A 15702-nucleotide genomic window follows, 5' to 3' on the forward strand; every position below is an offset into this window, starting at 1 on the left:
GCCTGAACCGAACATGAAACTGCTGACCCACAGCCAAGCCGCCGCCAGTACCGAAGGCGTGCTGGCCCTGGACAACAGCGCCGACGTGCTGGCCCTGTGCCTGGACGGTGTGCGGCGCATCGACCTGCACTTTCCCAAGTTCACCGATGGCCGTGCCTTCAGCCAGGCCGTGCTGCTGCGCCGCCGCCTGGGTTTCAAGGGCACCCTCCGCGCCACGGGTGACGTGCTGATCGATCAGCTGGTGCAGATGCAGCGCTGCGGCTTCAGCGAAGCCGTGCTGCGCGAAGACCAGGATCCTGTCCGCGCAGAGCAGCTGCTGCGCCATTTCAGTGACTTCTATCAAGGCGACCTGCTGCAACCCCGTCCCAGATTCGCTCGCGCCGCTTGAGACAGAACGAGAAAGCCACCATGAGCGACCACACATCCGGTCTGTCAACCCCTGCAACCGGCACGCCGCAACCGATGAAGAAGGCCACCCAGCTGCACGCCCAGCCGTCAGCCACCTTCGACGCCAAGCTGGCCGAGACCGAAGCCATGTTGCGCCAGGCGGCTGCCCACTTTCAGCCCGTCACCCAGGCCTCCAGCCTGGGCGCGGAAGACGTGGTCATCACCCACCTCATCGACGCGCTGGCGCTGGACATTCCGGTGTTCGTGCTGGACACCGGCGCCCTGCACCCCGAAACGCTGGCCTTGCTGGAGCGCACGGTGCACACGTCCCGCGTGCCCATCCACGTGTACCGACCGGCGAACGAGGCGGTGGTGCAGTTCGTCGAGCGTGAAGGGGCCGACGCCATGTACCGCAGCATCGAATTACGCAAAACCTGCTGCAGCATTCGCAAGTTGGAGCCGCTGGGCCGCGCGCTGCAAGGCAAGAAGGCCTGGATCACCGGCCTGCGCCGCGAGCAGTCCAACGCCCGTGCCGACGTGCCGCTGATCGACACCTCCGAAGCGGCGGCCAAGGACCTGACCAAGTTCAACCCCCTGGCCAACTGGACCTGGGGCGACGTGTGGCACTACATCGCCACGCGCCATGTCGATTACAACCCGCTGCACGACCGGTTCTACCCCAGCATCGGCTGCGCGCCCTGCACCCGCGCCATCAGCCTGGGCGAGGACTTCCGTGCCGGCCGCTGGTGGTGGGAGGACGAAGCCGCCAAGGAGTGCGGCTTGCATGTCAAAAAAACGGAGGCCGCATGAACGCCCGCATCGACCCAGCACTGCTCAACCAAAACCCGCACATGAGCCATCACCTCGCGAATGCACACCTCGACGCCCTGGAGGAAGAAACCATCTTCATCCTGCGCGAGGTGGCCGCCGCCTTCGAACGCCCCGCCCTGTTGTTTTCCGGGGGCAAGGACTCGCTGGTCATGCTCAAATGCGCTGAGAAGGCATTTGGCGTTGGCCGTCTGCCTTTTCCGTTGCTGATGATCGACACCGGCCACAACTTCCCCGAGGTGATCGCATTCCGCGACTTCCGCGCCCAGGAACTGGGCGCGGAACTGATCGTGCGCAGCGTGGAAGACTCCATGGCACGCGGCACCGTGCGCCTGAGCCACCCGGGCGAAAGCCGCAACGCGCACCAGTCCGTCACGCTGCTGGAGGCCATCGAGGAATTCCGCTTCGACGCCCTCATGGGCGGCGCCCGCCGCGACGAGGAAAAGGCCCGCGCCAAGGAGCGCATCTTCTCCCACCGCGACAGCTTCGGCCAGTGGCAGCCCAAGGCCCAGCGCCCTGAGTTGTGGACGCTCTTCAACACCCGCCTGCAGCCCGGCGAGCACTTCCGCGTATTCCCGATCTCCAACTGGACCGAGATCGACGTGTGGCAGTACATCGAGCGCGAACACATCGCCCTGCCCAGCCTGTACTACACCCACAAGCGCGAGGTGGTGGAACGCAAGGGCCTGCTGGTGCCCGTGACACCGCTCACCCCGCCGAAAGACGGCGAACGGGTCGTCGTGCGCGACGTGCGTTTCCGCACCGTGGGCGACATCACCTGCACCTGCCCCGTGCCCAGCACCGCTGCCACCCCGGGGGAAATCGTCATCGAAACCCTGGCCGCCGATTTGAGCGAGCGCGGCGCCACCCGCATGGACGACAAGACCAGCGACGCCTCGATGGAAAAACGCAAGCGCGAAGGATATTTCTGATGGACGCCCTCACATTCATCACCTGCGGCTCGGTCGACGACGGCAAGAGCACGCTGATCGGCCGACTGCTGGTGGACAGCAAGGCCGTGCTGCAAGACCACCTGGCCGGCGTGACGCGCGGCGGCCCGGACGGCCCAACCGTCGATCTGGCCCTGCTGACCGATGGCCTGAGCGCCGAACGCGAGCAAGGCATCACCATCGACGTGGCCTACCGCTACTTCAGCACCGAGAAGCGCAAGTTCATCATCGGTGACGCGCCCGGCCACGAGCAATACACCCGCAACATGGTGACAGCCGCCTCCAGCGCCGACGCCGCCGTGGTGCTGGTGGACGCCACCAAGCTGGACTGGGCCAACCCCGCCCTGCAGTTGCTGCCCCAGACGCGCCGCCACTCCCTGCTGTGCCGCCTGCTGCGCGTGCCCAGCATCGTCTTCGCCGTCAACAAGCTCGACGCGGTGGCGGACGCCGCCGTGGCCTTCAAGCACATCGGCGACGCGCTGCGCACCTACGCCACCGCAGCCGGCATCCCGGTGCAGGCGATCGTGCCCATCTCGGCCCTCAAAGGCTGGAACGTGGTGGACGTTGGCCACGAGAACCCGGACTGGTGCCACTACCAGGGCCCCACGCTGCTGGAAATCCTGGAACAATTGCCCACCACGCCGCAAGACACCACCGCCCCCTTGGCCTTCCCGGTGCAGTGGGTGGAGAAACCAGCCCCCACGCTTACCGCTGGCGCGACGGCGCTGCCCCCCGAGGGGGCTGCTTCACCTTGGGGCGGCCCGGCGGCGAAGACGCACGACTGCCACGTGACCCACCAGGGCCGGCGCATTTTCTGGGGTCGCGTGGCCGCAGGCGCGGTGCAGCCGGGCACCGAGGTACAGGTGTTCCCCAGCGGCCAGAAGGCCGTCGTGGCCCAGGTGCTGGACCACGCCCGCGCCCCCAAAGCCATCGAAGCCGGCCGCAGTGCGGGCATCGTGCTGGACCGCGAGGTGGACGTCTCGCGCGGCGACTGGCTCCTGGCCGCACCGGTGGCCGCCGCATCGAACACCCCTTTGGCCGACAACGACTTCGACACCCCCGCCACCGTCAACCCCTATCCGGGCACCAAGGAACTGTCCACCACCATCGCCTGGATGGACGACGAGCCTCTGCTGGCCGGGCGGGTGTATTGGGTACTGCACGGGCACCGTTGGGTCAAGGCCAAGGTACGACGTGTGGTACACAAACTCGACATCCACACCCTGGCCGAGCAGGAGGCCGACCACCTCGACCCCAACGCCATCGGCCATGTGGAGCTGCTGCTGCAAGAACCCGTACCCGCCGTACCCTTCGGGCGTTCGCGCGCGCTGGGCGCCCTCATTCTGGTCGATACCGCCAGCCACAAGACCTCGGGTGCGGTGCTGGTGAACTGACACGCACCAAGCCCCAACCACGCCTTGGCCATAAAATTGCGCCTTTGAGCCCGACCGGCCGCCCCGCCAAACGCCTCTGGCAGTGCGGCCGGCTTTCTCATCGACAAACCGGCTGCGCCCTGCAGCACCCCACCATGACCCACGTTGTTACCGAAGCCTGTATCGCCTGCAAGTACACCGACTGTGTGGACGTCTGCCCCGTGGACTGCTTCCGAGAAGGCCCCAACTTCCTCGCCATCGACCCCGACGAATGCATCGACTGCGCGGTCTGCATTCCCGAGTGCCCGGTGAGCGCGATCTATGCCGAGGAAGACGTACCCAAAGACCAGCAGCACATGATCCAGCTCAACGCCGAGCTGGCCCGTCTGCCGGGCTGGAAAAGCATCACCAAGCGCAAGGCGCCGCTGCCCGACCACGAACGCTACAAAAACATGACAGGCAAGCTCAGCCTGCTGCAGCGCTGAAAGGTCGAAGGGCTGCTGCGCGCATGATCGACACCGATGCCGTCATCATCGGCGCCGGCCCTGTGGGGCTGTTTCAAGCTTTCCAACTCGGCCTGCAAGAGATTCGGGCGCACCTGATCGATGCCTTGCCCCACCCCGGGGGTCAATGCGCCGAGCTCTACCCCGACAAACCCATCTACGACATTCCCGGCCTCCCCCTGTGCAGCGGCCAGGAGCTGACGGATCGCCTGCTGCAGCAAATCGCCCCCTTCCAGGTGCCCATGCACTTGGGGCAAGCCGTGCAATCCCTGGAATCGCTGCCCGATGGACGTTGGCAGATCGGCACAACCGCAGGCATGGTGTGGCGGGCACCGACGGTATTCATCGCCGCTGGGGTTGGCGCCTTCGTGCCCCGCAAACCACCCTTGGACGGATTGGAGGTTTTCGAGCAGGGCCCGAACGCGCAAGTACGCTACTTTGGCGTGACACCCGCCTCAGTGACCGGGCAGCATGTGGTGGTGATGGGCGGTGAAAACGAAGCGCTCGAAACAGCCTTGCAACTGGCCGAGGCCGGTTCATGCGCCAGCCTCACCCTGCTGCACCGCGTGGACAAATTCCGGGCCGATGCGGCATTGGAGCAGGCCATCCGGTCGGCCATCGACAAAGGGCGTTTGCGCCTGGTGCTGGGGCAGCCTTTGGCGATAGAACAGAGACAAACCACCGAAGGCCGCCGACTGGATGCCTTGCACTTGGCCACACCAGACGGCCCCGAGGGAGCCACCACCCGTCTACCGCTGGATGTGCTGCTGCCCCGCCTGGGCCTGAGCCCCAAGCTCGGTCCGATCACCGACTGGGGACTGGCCATGGAGCGCAAACAACTCGTGGTGGACACCGAACGCTTTGCCACCAGCGCACCGGGCATCTTTGCCGTGGGAGACATCAACACCTACCCCGGCAAACGCAAGCTCATCCTGTGCGGCTTTCACGAGGCCACCCTGGCCGCGTTCGCGGCGGCGGCCATTGTGCACCCTGAACGGCGCGTGCTGCTGCAGTACACCACCACCAGCCCACGCCTGCACGAGCTGCTGGGTGTCAAACCCACACCCGCATAGGGCGCGGCGCGTAGCCGTGGTTGAGCGGGCCATGGCCCTGGCCGGTCACCACGGCGGCGCCAGCCTCGATCGCCCCGCGAACATAGGCATGTGCGGCCTGTACCGCCTCCTCCAGCGTATGCCCCAGCGCCAAATGCGCCGCCACGGCCGACGACAGCGTGCAACCCGTGCCGTGCACATTGCGGCTGGCAATGCGCGCGCCGCTCAGGCGCTGCCAATACGCTGCCGGTTCGTCGGCCAGAGCCAGCACATCGGTCAGCAGCTCGCCCCCCAAATGCCCGCCTTTGAGCAACACGGCCTTGGCCCCCAGAGCCAGCAAGTCGGCACAGGCCCCATCCAGTTCCTGCGCGTCGCGAACCGGCCGCCCCAACAGCAGCGCCGCCTCGTCCAGATTGGGGGTGATCACCGTGACACGCGGAAACAGTTCCTGCACCAGCACGGACACGGTGGCGTTTTCGATCAGCGCGTCACCGCTCGTGGCCACCATGACCGGGTCCAATACGACGCGATCCAGGCGGTAGGTGTCGATGGCCCAGGCCACGGCATGCACGATGTCGGGCGCATGCAGCATCCCGATCTTGACCGCGTCCACCCCAATGTCCTCCACCACGGCGGCAATCTGCTCTTTCAGAAATGCGGCTGGCACACCGTGGATGGCCCGAACCCCCTGCGTGTTCTGGGCCGTCAACGCGGTGATCGCCGTCATGCCATAGCAACCCAACGCAGAAAAGGTCTTGAGGTCGGCCTGAATGCCGGCCCCTCCGCCTGAATCGCTGCCCGCGATCGTGAGGACGCGCGGATAGCGCGCCGACATCTTGTTCTGCACGGATGTGGGTTGGGTAGCGATCATGCGGAAAATTATCCCGCAACATCCACGCCCGCGGTACGGGCGCGGGCGTGTGATGTAATTTCACGTCGACCATGTCTGCCGCTTTCCCCATGCCTTCCTCATCACGCAGTGCCGAACCCGTTCTCGTACTCGGCGCCGGCCTGATCGGCCGCTTGCTGGCGGTGCAGCTCGCTCAAGCCGGGCATGCGGTGCGCATCGTCGATGCAGGTTCGGCCGACGGCCAGGGCTCTGCCGCTCGCGTCGCCGCCGCCATGCTGGCCCCTCTGGCCGAATCCGCCATCACCGAACCCTGTGTCGTGGCCATGGGCCGCTATGCGCTGCAACGCTGGCCCCAACTGCTGAACCGGCTGGTGCAGCCGGTGTACTTTCAACAGAACGGCACGCTCATCGTCTGGCACCGGCAGGACGCCCACGAAGCCCAGCGCTTTGGCGCCCTGCTCGCCGCCACGGGCCAGGTCATGCCCGATCTGCCGGCTCCCGTGCCACTGGACGCCACCGCGCTGAGCGAACTGGAACCCGCCTTGGCTCAGCGCTTCCACCAAGGCCTGTACCTGCCCGACGAGGGCCAGCTCGACAACCGCCAGCTGCTCCAAGCCCTGAATGCCACACTCGCCAGCCTAGGGGTGGCAATCGAATGGAACACCCCCTGGAGCGACGCGCAGGCCCTGGCGTACCAGCGCACTGCCGGCGGCTGGGTGCTCGACTGCCGTGGCCTGGGCGCCCAACCAGACTGGCGCCAACTTCGCGGCGTGCGCGGCGAAGTGGTGCGCCTGCACGCCCCAGACGTGACCCTGCAGCGGCCCACCCGTCTGCTGCACCCCCGATATCCGATCTACATCGCTCCGAAAGAGGATCATGTGTTCGTGATCGGTGCCACCGAAATCGAAACCCACGACCTTTCCCCCGCGAGCGTGCGATCGGTACTGGAACTGTTGAGCGCCGCCTATGCGGTACACTCGGGCTTTGGCGAAGCGCGTATTCTGGAGCTGTGTACCCAGTGCCGCCCCACCTTACCCGACAATCTGCCCGCCGTTCGGGAAATCGCCCCTCGGGTGCTGCAAATCAATGGCCTGTACCGGCACGGCTTCATGATCGCCCCGGCCGTGGCCGACGCCGTTTTGGAACACATGCACCAGGGCCGCACCACATTGGCGCAAAACCTGTCTCTGCACTTCGAAACCTGCGCCGAGTCCGTTTGACCGGCGGCCTGACCGTTGGCGCACTGCCCCGTTTCACAGCCATGCGTGTTCTCATCAATCAACAGCCCCATGACCTACCCGAAGGCGCCACGCTGGCCGACGCCGTGCAGGCGTTCCAGCCCAACGGCCCGTTCGCTGCTGCGGTGAACCTGCGCTTCGTGCCACGCGCCCAGTACGGCCAGACCGCGCTCGCCGAAGGCGACCAGATCGAGATCATCGCGCCCGTCACCGGCGGCTGAGCGTCTGTTCCCACTCCCACCCAGCTTCACATGACCGCCACCACCGCCGCCGCCCACGACGCCCTCGTGCTCTACGGCGAAACCTTTGCCAGCCGTCTGCTGCTCGGTACCGCGCGCTACCCGTCGCCTCGGGTGCTGGAGCGTGCCGTGGCCTTGGCTCAGCCCTGCATGCTCACCGCCTCGCTGCGCCGTCAGGGGGCTGGCGGCCTCGACCCCTCCCAGGGCATCTGGCCCCTGCTCCAGAAAATGGGCGTACCGGTGTTGCCCAATACCGCGGGCTGCCACAGCCTGCAGGAAGCCATCACCACCGCCGAAATGGCCCGCGAGGTATTCGAAACGCCCTGGATCAAGCTGGAACTCATCGGCGACGACTACACCCTGCAGCCCGACACGCTCAACCTGGTCGCCGCCGCCGAACACCTGATCAAGCAAGGCTTTCAGGTGCTTCCCTACACCACCGACGACCTGGTGCTCTGCCAGCGCTTGGTAGACGTGGGCTGTCAAGCGGTCATGCCCTGGGCAGCACCCATTGGCACCGGCAAGGGCCCCATCAACCCTTATGCATTGCGCACCTTGCGGGAGCGGTTGAGCGTGCCGCTGATCGTGGACGCCGGGCTGGGCCTGCCCTCGCACGCCTGCCAGGTCATGGAGTGGGGATTTGATGCGGTCCTGCTCAACACCGCCGTGGCGCTGGCGCAGGACCCGGTCGCCATGGCCGGCGCCTTTGCCGACGCCGTGCGTGCCGGGCGCAACGCCTTCCTGGCTGGCGCCATGACGCCGCAGGACAGCGCCCAACCCAGTACCCCCGTGCTGGGCACCCCGTTCTGGCACCACGCCTGAACCCCCTCATTGCTGCCCATGACCACATCCTTGCAGAGTACCTTGGCCATCGTCGAACGCCATGCCGCACTCGGTCTGCCCAGCCACACCGACCCTGAAGCCACGCCGGCCAACGACAGCCCCCATGCCATCGCCTTCGCGGCTGCCCGACGTCTGGGCTTCATCCCCGCAGACGCCGAGTGCGTAGCCCAAGCCTGGCAACGCCAGACCGAGCGCACCGGCCGCTTCGACATCGAGCACTGGCCATGCGAAGCCGCCGACTTCGGCCTGCACCCCCTTGCCCCCGAGCAGGCCTTTGCGGCCGCCCCCATGGAGCTGGGGGTGTATGCGGTATTGCCCGATGCCGAGTGGGTGGGCCGCATGGCTCGCGCCGGTTTGCCCACATTGCAGCTGCGCTTCAAATCCACCGACACCCAAGCGGTGCGCCGAGAAATCCGGGCCGCGATCGACGCGGTGGCCGGCACCGGAGCCCACCTGTACATCAACGACCACTGGGAAGAAGCCATGACCGCCGGTGCCTATGGCGTGCACCTGGGCCAAGAAGACCTGGACAGCCTGACACCCGAGCAACTGGCTCGCCTGCGTGCCGCCGGCCTGCGCCTGGGCCTGAGCACCCACGGCTATGCCGAAATGCTGCGCGCCGAAGCCGTAGGGCCAAGCTACGTGGCGCTGGGCGCCGTGTTTCCCACCACGCTCAAGGCCATGCCCACCCCGCCACAAGGCCTGGGCCGCTTGGGCGCCTATGCTCGACTGCTGCGCCACCGCCCCTTGGTGGCCATTGGCGGCATTGCCGCCAAACACCTGAGCGACGTGGCCGCCACCGGCGTGGGCTCGTTTGCCGTGGTACGCGCCATCACCGCCGCCGCCGACCCGCAAGCCGCAGCCCATGCGCTACAGGCGCGTTGGGCCGCGTTGCGGGGCGCCTCCAAAAGCTGAACACCTGGAGCTGAACACCAGGAAAAACCGTCACGGCCGCGGCTATAATGCAAGGCTATTCCCCGATAGCTCAGTCGGTAGAGCGCCGGACTGTTAATCCGTAGGTCCCTGGTTCGAGCCCAGGTCGGGGAGCCATCTTCTCAGACGTTGGAGCCTCCTCGATTCCCGGGGCGGTTCAGTCCGTGAAAACGGGATAAGTCCACAGATTGCACCAGCCGCACCACCTCTTACTTGAACTCCAGCGTGTAGCGCGACCTCACCGCCTTCGTCAACCCATCTCTCCTTGCCTATATTGAAACATTCAGCAAGGGGTTCGTTTTCAGGGGCAAGGTCAGCGGCGCCACTTCTCTCACCCTGCCGCCCAATGCGGCAAGGTGGGACAATTTACCGCGCAGAGGTGAACTTCCAGACTTTATTATCTACATCAGCTGACAGGACTCCAGCTGGGATATAGCCGTCACCGGTGTCTCGAATGCTGTACTTGAACGCACCGTTGAAAGCCTTCGCGCTGGTGAAATGGTTCTTGATAGCTTCACGCGCCTTCTTGGGATCGGTGCTACCATCTACGCCAGCTCGGCGCATGGCGTCAGCCAGAAAAAGCACACCATCGTAGCTAACCGGCCAGTTCGCCACGTTAAAGGGAATGCCGATAGAAGAATCCGCCCGCTGCTGCGCCCGCTTGACAAGATTCCCGTAAACAGAGGCATCAAAGTGTCCGGGAGGTCCTGCCTCGTTGGTGGCAAACCCGATCACGTTCCAGTTGCGTCCATTCTCCCCAACGTTGTTGATAAACGGGCCGGTCCAGAGAATGCCGGTGTTGAGGACAGGCACCTTGACGCCTTGTACCGTGAGGTCCTTGGCCAGTAACATCGCTTGGGCTGGGAAAGCGGAGGCGAATATGGCATCGGGGTTACGACTTTTAATCTGGATAGCGATCGCAGACATATCTGTTGCGCGGGAGGAGAACTCTACGGTCTCCAGCACCTCAAGCCCCAGTTGTTTAGCCAGCGAGGCAAACATGTCGGCACTGGCTTTGCTGGAAGCTTCGCGTACATCGGCAGTGATCACAACCTTCTTCACATTGGGGTTCGCCGCAATGAAGGCTTTGACACCTTCGGGCATCATGGTGTCATCAGCCGGCATCAGACGGATCGTCCAGGGTTTGACGGTGATCCCAGGCTTGATTGCGTTGACACTCACTGCGGGCATGTTTAGCTGGTTAGCCAACGGAGTGATGGTTTCCCACTGAGTCCCAGTCATGGGCCCAATAACAGCGAAATAGCCGTCATTGAAGTACTTGCGGAAGAGCAGCACCGCCTGGCCGGGATCGGTCTGGGAGTCACCGATGTCGATCTGTAACGGGCTACCATTGATGCCCCCAGCCGCGTTCACATCCTCCACTGCCAGTTTGACCATCATTTCTTGTGACTTGCCATAGCTGCCTAGTGGGCCTGTCAGGGGCGTGATAAGACCCACCTTGATGGGCGGCTTCTGGGCCTGAGCATGCGTTGGTAGAGCACCCAAGGCCAGCAAACCAGCTGCGCAGGCAAGAACGACACAGCGTCGTACACTGTTGTTGGGGTGTTGTTTCATCATGGTGGCTATCTCCTGGTGGTTTTGAGGTTACAGGGCGGGGAATTAGCGGACTTGCTGAAGGAACGCGTCGGTAAGATCAAAGGCATCCTGGATTCGCTTATGTCTGTTCTCAATAACCGGACGCGCTGAGCTGTCAGTGAAAATGAAGAATTCGTTCGGATCTTCCATGGCGCGCAGGATTCGGCGGGCAACCAGATCAGGCGGGAGTCCGTGTTTCTGAATGGTCTGAGCCAAGAATGCTTGCTCAGGGCGCTGGGTGACACCACCAAACCGCGTTGGCCGGCTGGCGCTGTCACCCAAGTTGGTGGCCACGGCAGATGGACATAACACCAGCACGCGGATTGCGCTGTCCTTGTTCTCTTGAGCCAGACCTTCGCTCATGGCCACCACCGCGTACTTGGTCATGGAGTAAGCGCCAGTAAGCCAGTTCGGATTCACCTGAAGCCCACCGATGGAAGCGGTGTTGATGAAGTAACCCGGCTGCCTGTGGCGAAGCATCCGAGGCAACAGGTGGTGGATGCTGTAGACGATACTCAGAATGTTTACATTGATGACCCATTGCCAGTCCTGGATTGGCAGCAGGTGCATCGGGGTTCCGTGCATGGCCACGCCAGCGTTGTTGAACGCCACATGAATATCGCCGAACCGTTGTTCCGCAAAGTCGGCCATTGCCTTGATGGCGCTTTCCTCAGAAACGTCTGTCGCAAACACATCCACACTCAGGCCTTGAGACTTGAGTTCTTTCGCATATGCATACAGCGGCTCGGGCTTGATATCAGCCAACACCACATTCATGCCTATGCGTGCTAGAGCAAGCGCCGTGGCTGCACCGATGCCAGAGGCTGCGCCTGTCACGATCGCATTTTTGCCCTTGAGTTTTTCAGTCAACACGTTAGATTGCCTTTCGGATTCAGTAGATAGCCGCCATCGACGGGGATGACTGCACCGGTGATGTAGTCGCTGCAGCGTGAGGCCAGAAAGACAGCGAGACCACCCAGATCAGTTGGTTCGCCTAACCGACCCAATGGGATGAGTCGCCTCAGCGAGGCGCTGGTTTGCGGATCGTGCAGACGACCGTCAGCAATGCCGGTACGGATGAAGCCGGGTGCAATTGCGTTGACAGTAATGCCCTGGGATGCGAGTTCGAGAGCGGCCTGCTGGACCAGGCGTACCACAGCTGTCTTGGTCATGGCGTAGGCATACGAAACGAATGGCTCCGCTTGCACACCAGCCACCGATGCCGTGATGACGATGCGTCCGCCACCACCGCGCCTCAGCATGGGTAGAGCGGCCTGAAGAGTATTTGCCGTTCCTATGAGGTTTACGTCCATCACCATGCGCCAGTTATCCATCGACTGGCGTTCTATCGTCCCGCTTTCTCTGCCTGCAGGCGTCCCGAATCCTGGGCCCCCACTGATACCCGCATTAGCAAAGATTGCGTCAAGCGATCCGAACTCGGCCAGAAGCTTTCGCAGTCGATCAGCGTCAGTGATGTCAGCGTGGCCAGCGCGAGTGCGAGCCTGATGAGAGGGCGCGAGATCCTGCATCGCCTTGTCCAGCGAGGCAGTATCGCGATCGACCATCAGCACCTCTGCACCATGAGCGAGCAGGGCGCGGGCCATAGCATTACCGATACCGCTGGCCGCACCGGTGACTGCTGCTCTGTGACCATTCAGGTCGAACATAGGTGTCATGCCCTTAGCTGACATAAACATCGCCCTGGCCCATGTAGCTCGCCATGATACGAGGATCGTTGGCTAGCTCTGCTGCCGATCCCTCCAGGGTAAACTCCCCGTGGGCCAACACCATTGCCCTGTCCGCCAAACCCAGAGCACGGCTTACGTTTTGCTCCACCATGAGAATCGAAACCCCTGCATCGCGTAACTCGCGCAGTGCCCGAAACACCTCTGATGTGAATCGCGGCGACAGACCCATGGACGGTTCATCCAGCAGGAGCAGCTGAGGTCGGTTGATGATGGCTCGCGCGACGGCAAGCATCTGTTGCTCCCCCCCTGAGAGATTGCCTGCCAGTTGAGCCCGCCGCTCCAGCAGGCGAGGAAAGCGTCGGTATACATTACCCACTGCGCGCTCAAAGGGAACATTCGTCGGGCGAATCTCCCAGGCTAACCGCAGGTTCTCCTCCACCAACATCGTCTGGAGAGTCCCGCGCCCCTCGGGCACATGGAGCATGCCCATGCGTGCAAGCTGATGCGGTGCACAGCGTCGGATGTCTTGATCCAGAAAGTGGGCAGAGCCTCCGTTAAGGGGCAGCAATCCTGAAATAGCCCGCATAAGGCTTGTCTTACCAGCTCCGTTGGCGCCGATGATCGACACAGTTTCACCCTCGCGGACCTCGAAGCTCACGCCTCGTAGTGCTCGGATGGGACCGTAGCTGGCGGACAACTGGTCCACGCTCAGCAGAACTCGGCTCATGTGCGGACCTCGTCTTCCTCATCACCGCCCAAATAGGCTCGCAGAACTTCCGGGTGCTCCAAAACCTCTCGAGCGGTACCTTCTGCAATCTTCTTTCCATAGTCCATGGCTACTACTCGATCAGATAGCGCTCGAATCACTCCCATGTCGTGCTCGATCAGCAAAATGGAGGACACGTGCTGCCGAATCTTTCGGATATCTTGGGTCAGTTGCTCTGTCTCGGCGTCGTTCATCCCTGCAGCGGGCTCGTCGAGCAACAGCAGTTGTGGGTTACCGGCTAGAGCCCGAGCAATCTCGAGTCGTCGTGCATCGCCGTATGAAAGAGAACCGGCGAGGTCATTGGCATGGTCAGCGAGTTGCAGTTGTTCAAGCCAGTTCATCGCACTGGTGATGTCTGCCTTGGGCGTGCCATTGCGGAAGAAGGACAAAAACGGCGATTTGCTGAACTGCTTGAAGGCCACCAGGACGTTCTCCAAGACTGTCATGCGTTTGAACAGCCGAATATTCTGAAATGTGCGACCGATACCCAGCCGACCAATCTGGTGCATTGGAAGGTGACTGACTTCCTGACCCTGCAGTTCAACACAACCTGAGGTCGCCCTGTAAAAACCGGTGATGGTATTGATCAATGCGGTTTTGCCAGCGCCATTGGGTCCAATGACGCCAAGCAATTCACCCGGCGCAACGTGCAGATCAATGCCGTCGAGCGCCTTGACGCCACCGAAGTACTTGCAAAGGTCCCGTACAACGAGTACGGGCGGGAGGTGATTGGGAGGCTGGCTCATGATGCGGCGGCCTTGGATGCGCGGCATGTGCGCGTGCGAAAGGACAGCAATCCTTCAGGACGGAACAGTAGCAGGAGGAGAATCGCAAGGCCAAAGACGGTTGGCCGCCAATCAGCCAATACTCGGAAGTACTCGGGTAGTAACGTCATCACGGTGGCTCCCAGTAGCGGCCCCCACAGGTTGTTCACACCACCCAGCACCACATAGAGCACTACGTACACCGACAGCAGGACATCGAAGTTCTCGGGCCGCACGAAGCTCATGTAGTGCCCGTACAGAGAGCCCGCTATGGCCGCGATTGCAGCGCCAGCGGCAAAGCCCATTAGCCGGATCTGAGTGATCTGTATGCCCATGGAGGCAGCCACTCGATCGTCCTCCCGTACAGCGTCAAAGACTCGCTGCAGCGGGCTACGGGAGAGCCAGAACAGCAGTGCTCCGACGAGCAGTACTGCAATGAATACCCCTTGCAAGGATGCTCCAGTCATCCCCCCAAATCCAGCCACTCCGCCCACGTAATCCACGTTCTCCAGAAGGACCCGCACACAGTACGTTATGCCCAGCGTCGCCAGAATTAAATAGATGCCACGCAGTCTCAGGGCCGGATAGCCTAGTACGATGGCTATGGCTGCTGCTCCAACCGCTGCCAACAGCGTGCCTGGCAGCAGGGGGAGTCCAAACTTGACGGTTAGTATGCCCGCGCCATAGCAGCCTAAAGCCATGAACGCTCCCTGCGCAAAAGACAGGCTACCCGTGAGCAAAGCCACATAAACGCTCCAGGCCAGCAGCACGTTGAGTCCGGTGAAGAAAAGGTGGTCGAGGGTCATACACGTTGCTCCTGGTTGTGAGCGTTGCTGCTGAACAGGCCCCCTGGTCGGAACATGAGCACTGCGATCATAGTCACCCAGACCGTCATCTCGACAAGGCGCCCCATACCGAACACAAATATCAAGGCTTCGAGCACGCCGATCAGCAGGCCCCCGATGACGGCACCTCGCAAGTCACCCAGTCCACCGATAGCCATGATTGCTAGGGCCTTTAACCCAAAAGTCAGGCCGATATCCGAACTGGCCGCACCACCCCGAAGAGCCAGCAGTAAACCAGCCACTGCCGCCAGCGCCGAGGAGATGAAAAAGACCGACTGCGTGACGCGCTTGACGTTGATCCCTAGCAGCGACGCGGAGACACTTGATTCGGCAAGTGCGCGAATCTGGCGTCCCATGCGAGTGCGTTGCAGCACCAAATGCAGCAAAGCCATGAGTGAGAACGTCACCACAAGAATCACGAACTGGAGATTGAGGATTGACACCCCCAGAATCTGCTGGCTCTCCTTGAGCCAGCTTGATGGCATAGTCAATGGGACAGGTTCGGTGCCCCATACCTTGTGAACCAGGTCGGCGCCGACCAGTCCGAGCGACATGGAAGCTAAGGCGGCAGTTATCTTGGCATCGGCACTGCTGAAACGTCGGAAGGCAATAAACTCGGTGAGCAGTCCCATGATGCCGCCCACGACGAAAACCAGCAAGAAGGCCAAAGGCAGCGGCATAACCGTGACCGAAACTAAGGCCACAAAGCCACCGAACATGAAGACTTCCGGGTGCGCAAAGTTTAGTTTGTCTAGCACCCCGATAACCAACGAGAAGCCGATAGCTACCAACGCGTACATCGCACCGCTGACGATGCCATTGATGATTTGTCCTGCCAGCATTGGGA

The 15702-nt window shown here is 62.7% G+C and carries 18 protein-coding genes and 1 tRNA gene; 11 read left to right on the plus strand and 8 right to left on the minus strand.

The genetic code is table 11. The features are described from left to right. Nucleotides 1-13 precede the first annotated feature (13 nt). The 6 genes from HZS63_RS09975 (at nt 14) to HZS63_RS10000 (ending at nt 5114) form a co-directional block, all read left to right on the plus strand. Nucleotides 14-388, plus strand: coding sequence for a DUF934 domain-containing protein (locus HZS63_RS09975; RefSeq protein WP_180683896.1), 375 nt, complete (start codon nt 14-16; stop codon nt 386-388). A gap of 20 nt (nt 389-408) precedes the next feature. Continuing rightward, a complete protein-coding gene (locus HZS63_RS09980; protein ID WP_180683897.1) occupies nt 409-1197 on the plus strand; it encodes a phosphoadenylyl-sulfate reductase in 789 nt (262 codons plus the stop codon). After that, nucleotides 1194-2147 carry a sulfate adenylyltransferase subunit CysD gene (cysD, locus tag HZS63_RS09985; RefSeq protein ID WP_180683898.1) on the plus strand — a complete coding sequence of 318 codons (954 nt, stop codon included), beginning with the start codon at nt 1194-1196 and terminating at the stop codon, nt 2145-2147. Before HZS63_RS09980 ends, cysD begins: the two co-directional genes overlap by 4 nt. Continuing rightward, nucleotides 2147-3559 (plus strand): sulfate adenylyltransferase subunit 1, encoded by a 1413-nt coding sequence (locus HZS63_RS09990; RefSeq protein WP_180683899.1) that lies wholly within the window; start codon nt 2147-2149, stop codon nt 3557-3559. Before cysD ends, HZS63_RS09990 begins: the two co-directional genes overlap by 1 nt. A gap of 134 nt (nt 3560-3693) precedes the next feature. Beyond that, nucleotides 3694-4023, plus strand: a complete 330-nt coding sequence (fdxA, locus tag HZS63_RS09995) for a ferredoxin FdxA (RefSeq protein WP_180683900.1) — start codon at nt 3694-3696, stop codon at nt 4021-4023. 23 nt (nt 4024-4046) lie between these two features. After that, complete coding sequence (locus HZS63_RS10000) at nt 4047-5114, plus strand: NAD(P)/FAD-dependent oxidoreductase (protein WP_180683901.1); 1068 nt, start codon at nt 4047-4049, stop codon at nt 5112-5114. Here the strand turns inward: HZS63_RS10000 and thiD are convergent. Continuing rightward, nucleotides 5095-5964 (minus strand): bifunctional hydroxymethylpyrimidine kinase/phosphomethylpyrimidine kinase, encoded by an 870-nt coding sequence (gene thiD, locus HZS63_RS10005; RefSeq protein WP_246316286.1) that lies wholly within the window; start codon nt 5962-5964, stop codon nt 5095-5097. The genes HZS63_RS10000 and thiD overlap by 20 nt on opposite strands. Nucleotides 5965-6035: 71 nt before the next feature. On the opposite strand from thiD, the gene thiO reads away from it, so the two are divergent. From thiO to HZS63_RS10030, 5 genes are all read left to right on the plus strand, one after another. Further along, nucleotides 6036-7163, plus strand: coding sequence for a glycine oxidase ThiO (gene thiO / locus HZS63_RS10010; RefSeq protein WP_246316287.1), 1128 nt, complete (start codon nt 6036-6038; stop codon nt 7161-7163). 41 nt (nt 7164-7204) lie between these two features. Continuing rightward, the gene (thiS, locus tag HZS63_RS10015) at nt 7205-7402 is read left to right on the plus strand and encodes a sulfur carrier protein ThiS (RefSeq protein WP_180683902.1); all 198 of its coding nucleotides are present in this window, start codon (nt 7205-7207) and stop codon (nt 7400-7402) included. A 30-nt stretch (nt 7403-7432) separates the two neighbouring features. After that, nucleotides 7433-8242 carry a thiazole synthase gene (locus HZS63_RS10020; RefSeq protein WP_180683903.1) on the plus strand — a complete coding sequence of 270 codons (810 nt, stop codon included), beginning with the start codon at nt 7433-7435 and terminating at the stop codon, nt 8240-8242. Between the two features lie 18 nt (nt 8243-8260). Next, entirely contained in the window at nt 8261-9178 is a 918-nt protein-coding gene (locus HZS63_RS10025) for a thiamine phosphate synthase (RefSeq protein WP_180683904.1), read from the plus strand. A gap of 59 nt (nt 9179-9237) precedes the next feature. Next, a tRNA-Asn gene (locus tag HZS63_RS10030) sits at nt 9238-9313 on the plus strand. A 249-nt stretch (nt 9314-9562) separates the two neighbouring features. On the opposite strand, the gene HZS63_RS10035 is transcribed toward HZS63_RS10030, so the two are convergent. Genes HZS63_RS10035 through HZS63_RS10065 form a run of 7 tightly spaced genes read right to left on the minus strand, consistent with a single transcriptional unit; the run spans nt 9563 to nt 15697 of the window. After that, nucleotides 9563-10774, minus strand: coding sequence for an ABC transporter substrate-binding protein (locus tag HZS63_RS10035; RefSeq protein ID WP_180683905.1), 1212 nt, complete (start codon nt 10772-10774; stop codon nt 9563-9565). Between the two features lie 42 nt (nt 10775-10816). Then, nucleotides 10817-11665 (minus strand): SDR family NAD(P)-dependent oxidoreductase, encoded by an 849-nt coding sequence (locus HZS63_RS10040; RefSeq protein ID WP_180683906.1) that lies wholly within the window; start codon nt 11663-11665, stop codon nt 10817-10819. Next, the gene (locus HZS63_RS10045; protein WP_180683907.1) at nt 11659-12459 is read right to left on the minus strand and encodes an SDR family NAD(P)-dependent oxidoreductase; all 801 of its coding nucleotides are present in this window, start codon (nt 12457-12459) and stop codon (nt 11659-11661) included. The genes HZS63_RS10040 and HZS63_RS10045 overlap by 7 nt, the downstream gene beginning before the upstream one ends. Before the next feature lie 13 nt (nt 12460-12472). Then, nucleotides 12473-13207, minus strand: a complete 735-nt coding sequence (locus HZS63_RS10050; protein ID WP_180683908.1) for an ABC transporter ATP-binding protein — start codon at nt 13205-13207, stop codon at nt 12473-12475. Further along, on the minus strand, nt 13204-13992 hold the full coding sequence (locus HZS63_RS10055; protein WP_180683909.1) for an ABC transporter ATP-binding protein: 789 nt from the start codon (nt 13990-13992) through the stop codon (nt 13204-13206). The genes HZS63_RS10050 and HZS63_RS10055 overlap by 4 nt, the downstream gene beginning before the upstream one ends. Beyond that, nucleotides 13989-14816 carry a branched-chain amino acid ABC transporter permease gene (locus tag HZS63_RS10060; RefSeq protein WP_180683910.1) on the minus strand — a complete coding sequence of 276 codons (828 nt, stop codon included), beginning with the start codon at nt 14814-14816 and terminating at the stop codon, nt 13989-13991. Before HZS63_RS10060 ends, HZS63_RS10055 begins: the two co-directional genes overlap by 4 nt. Then, on the minus strand, nt 14813-15697 hold the full coding sequence (locus tag HZS63_RS10065; RefSeq protein ID WP_180683911.1) for a branched-chain amino acid ABC transporter permease: 885 nt from the start codon (nt 15695-15697) through the stop codon (nt 14813-14815). Before HZS63_RS10065 ends, HZS63_RS10060 begins: the two co-directional genes overlap by 4 nt. Nucleotides 15698-15702: the final 5 nt, after the last annotated feature.

This window comes from Tepidicella baoligensis (genome assembly GCF_013432195.1).
GTDB lineage: Bacteria > Pseudomonadota > Gammaproteobacteria > Burkholderiales > Burkholderiaceae_C > Tepidicella > Tepidicella baoligensis.

What these genes read in the sequence shown, in the direction of transcription:
- HZS63_RS09990 (WP_180683899.1), top strand. Translation starts at nt 2,147, where the DNA reads ATGGACGCCCTCACATTCATCACCTGCGGCTCGGTCGACGACGGCAAG.
- thiO (WP_246316287.1), top strand. Translation starts at nt 6,036, where the DNA reads ATGTCTGCCGCTTTCCCCATGCCTTCCTCATCACGCAGTGCCGAACCC.
- thiS (WP_180683902.1), top strand. Translation starts at nt 7,205, where the DNA reads ATGCGTGTTCTCATCAATCAACAGCCCCATGACCTACCCGAAGGCGCC.
- HZS63_RS09975 (WP_180683896.1), top strand. Translation starts at nt 14, where the DNA reads ATGAAACTGCTGACCCACAGCCAAGCCGCCGCCAGTACCGAAGGCGTG.
- HZS63_RS10000 (WP_180683901.1), top strand. Translation starts at nt 4,047, where the DNA reads ATGATCGACACCGATGCCGTCATCATCGGCGCCGGCCCTGTGGGGCTG.
- HZS63_RS10060 (WP_180683910.1), bottom strand. Translation starts at nt 14,816, where the DNA reads ATGACCCTCGACCACCTTTTCTTCACCGGACTCAACGTGCTGCTGGCC.
- HZS63_RS10045 (WP_180683907.1), bottom strand. Translation starts at nt 12,459, where the DNA reads ATGTTCGACCTGAATGGTCACAGAGCAGCAGTCACCGGTGCGGCCAGC.
- HZS63_RS10025 (WP_180683904.1), top strand. Translation starts at nt 8,261, where the DNA reads ATGACCACATCCTTGCAGAGTACCTTGGCCATCGTCGAACGCCATGCC.
- HZS63_RS10055 (WP_180683909.1), bottom strand. Translation starts at nt 13,992, where the DNA reads ATGAGCCAGCCTCCCAATCACCTCCCGCCCGTACTCGTTGTACGGGAC.
- thiD (WP_246316286.1), bottom strand. Translation starts at nt 5,964, where the DNA reads ATGATCGCTACCCAACCCACATCCGTGCAGAACAAGATGTCGGCGCGC.
- HZS63_RS09980 (WP_180683897.1), top strand. Translation starts at nt 409, where the DNA reads ATGAGCGACCACACATCCGGTCTGTCAACCCCTGCAACCGGCACGCCG.
- HZS63_RS10065 (WP_180683911.1), bottom strand. Translation starts at nt 15,697, where the DNA reads ATGCTGGCAGGACAAATCATCAATGGCATCGTCAGCGGTGCGATGTAC.
- HZS63_RS10035 (WP_180683905.1), bottom strand. Translation starts at nt 10,774, where the DNA reads ATGATGAAACAACACCCCAACAACAGTGTACGACGCTGTGTCGTTCTT.
- HZS63_RS10050 (WP_180683908.1), bottom strand. Translation starts at nt 13,207, where the DNA reads ATGAGCCGAGTTCTGCTGAGCGTGGACCAGTTGTCCGCCAGCTACGGT.
- HZS63_RS10020 (WP_180683903.1), top strand. Translation starts at nt 7,433, where the DNA reads ATGACCGCCACCACCGCCGCCGCCCACGACGCCCTCGTGCTCTACGGC.
- fdxA (WP_180683900.1), top strand. Translation starts at nt 3,694, where the DNA reads ATGACCCACGTTGTTACCGAAGCCTGTATCGCCTGCAAGTACACCGAC.
- cysD (WP_180683898.1), top strand. Translation starts at nt 1,194, where the DNA reads ATGAACGCCCGCATCGACCCAGCACTGCTCAACCAAAACCCGCACATG.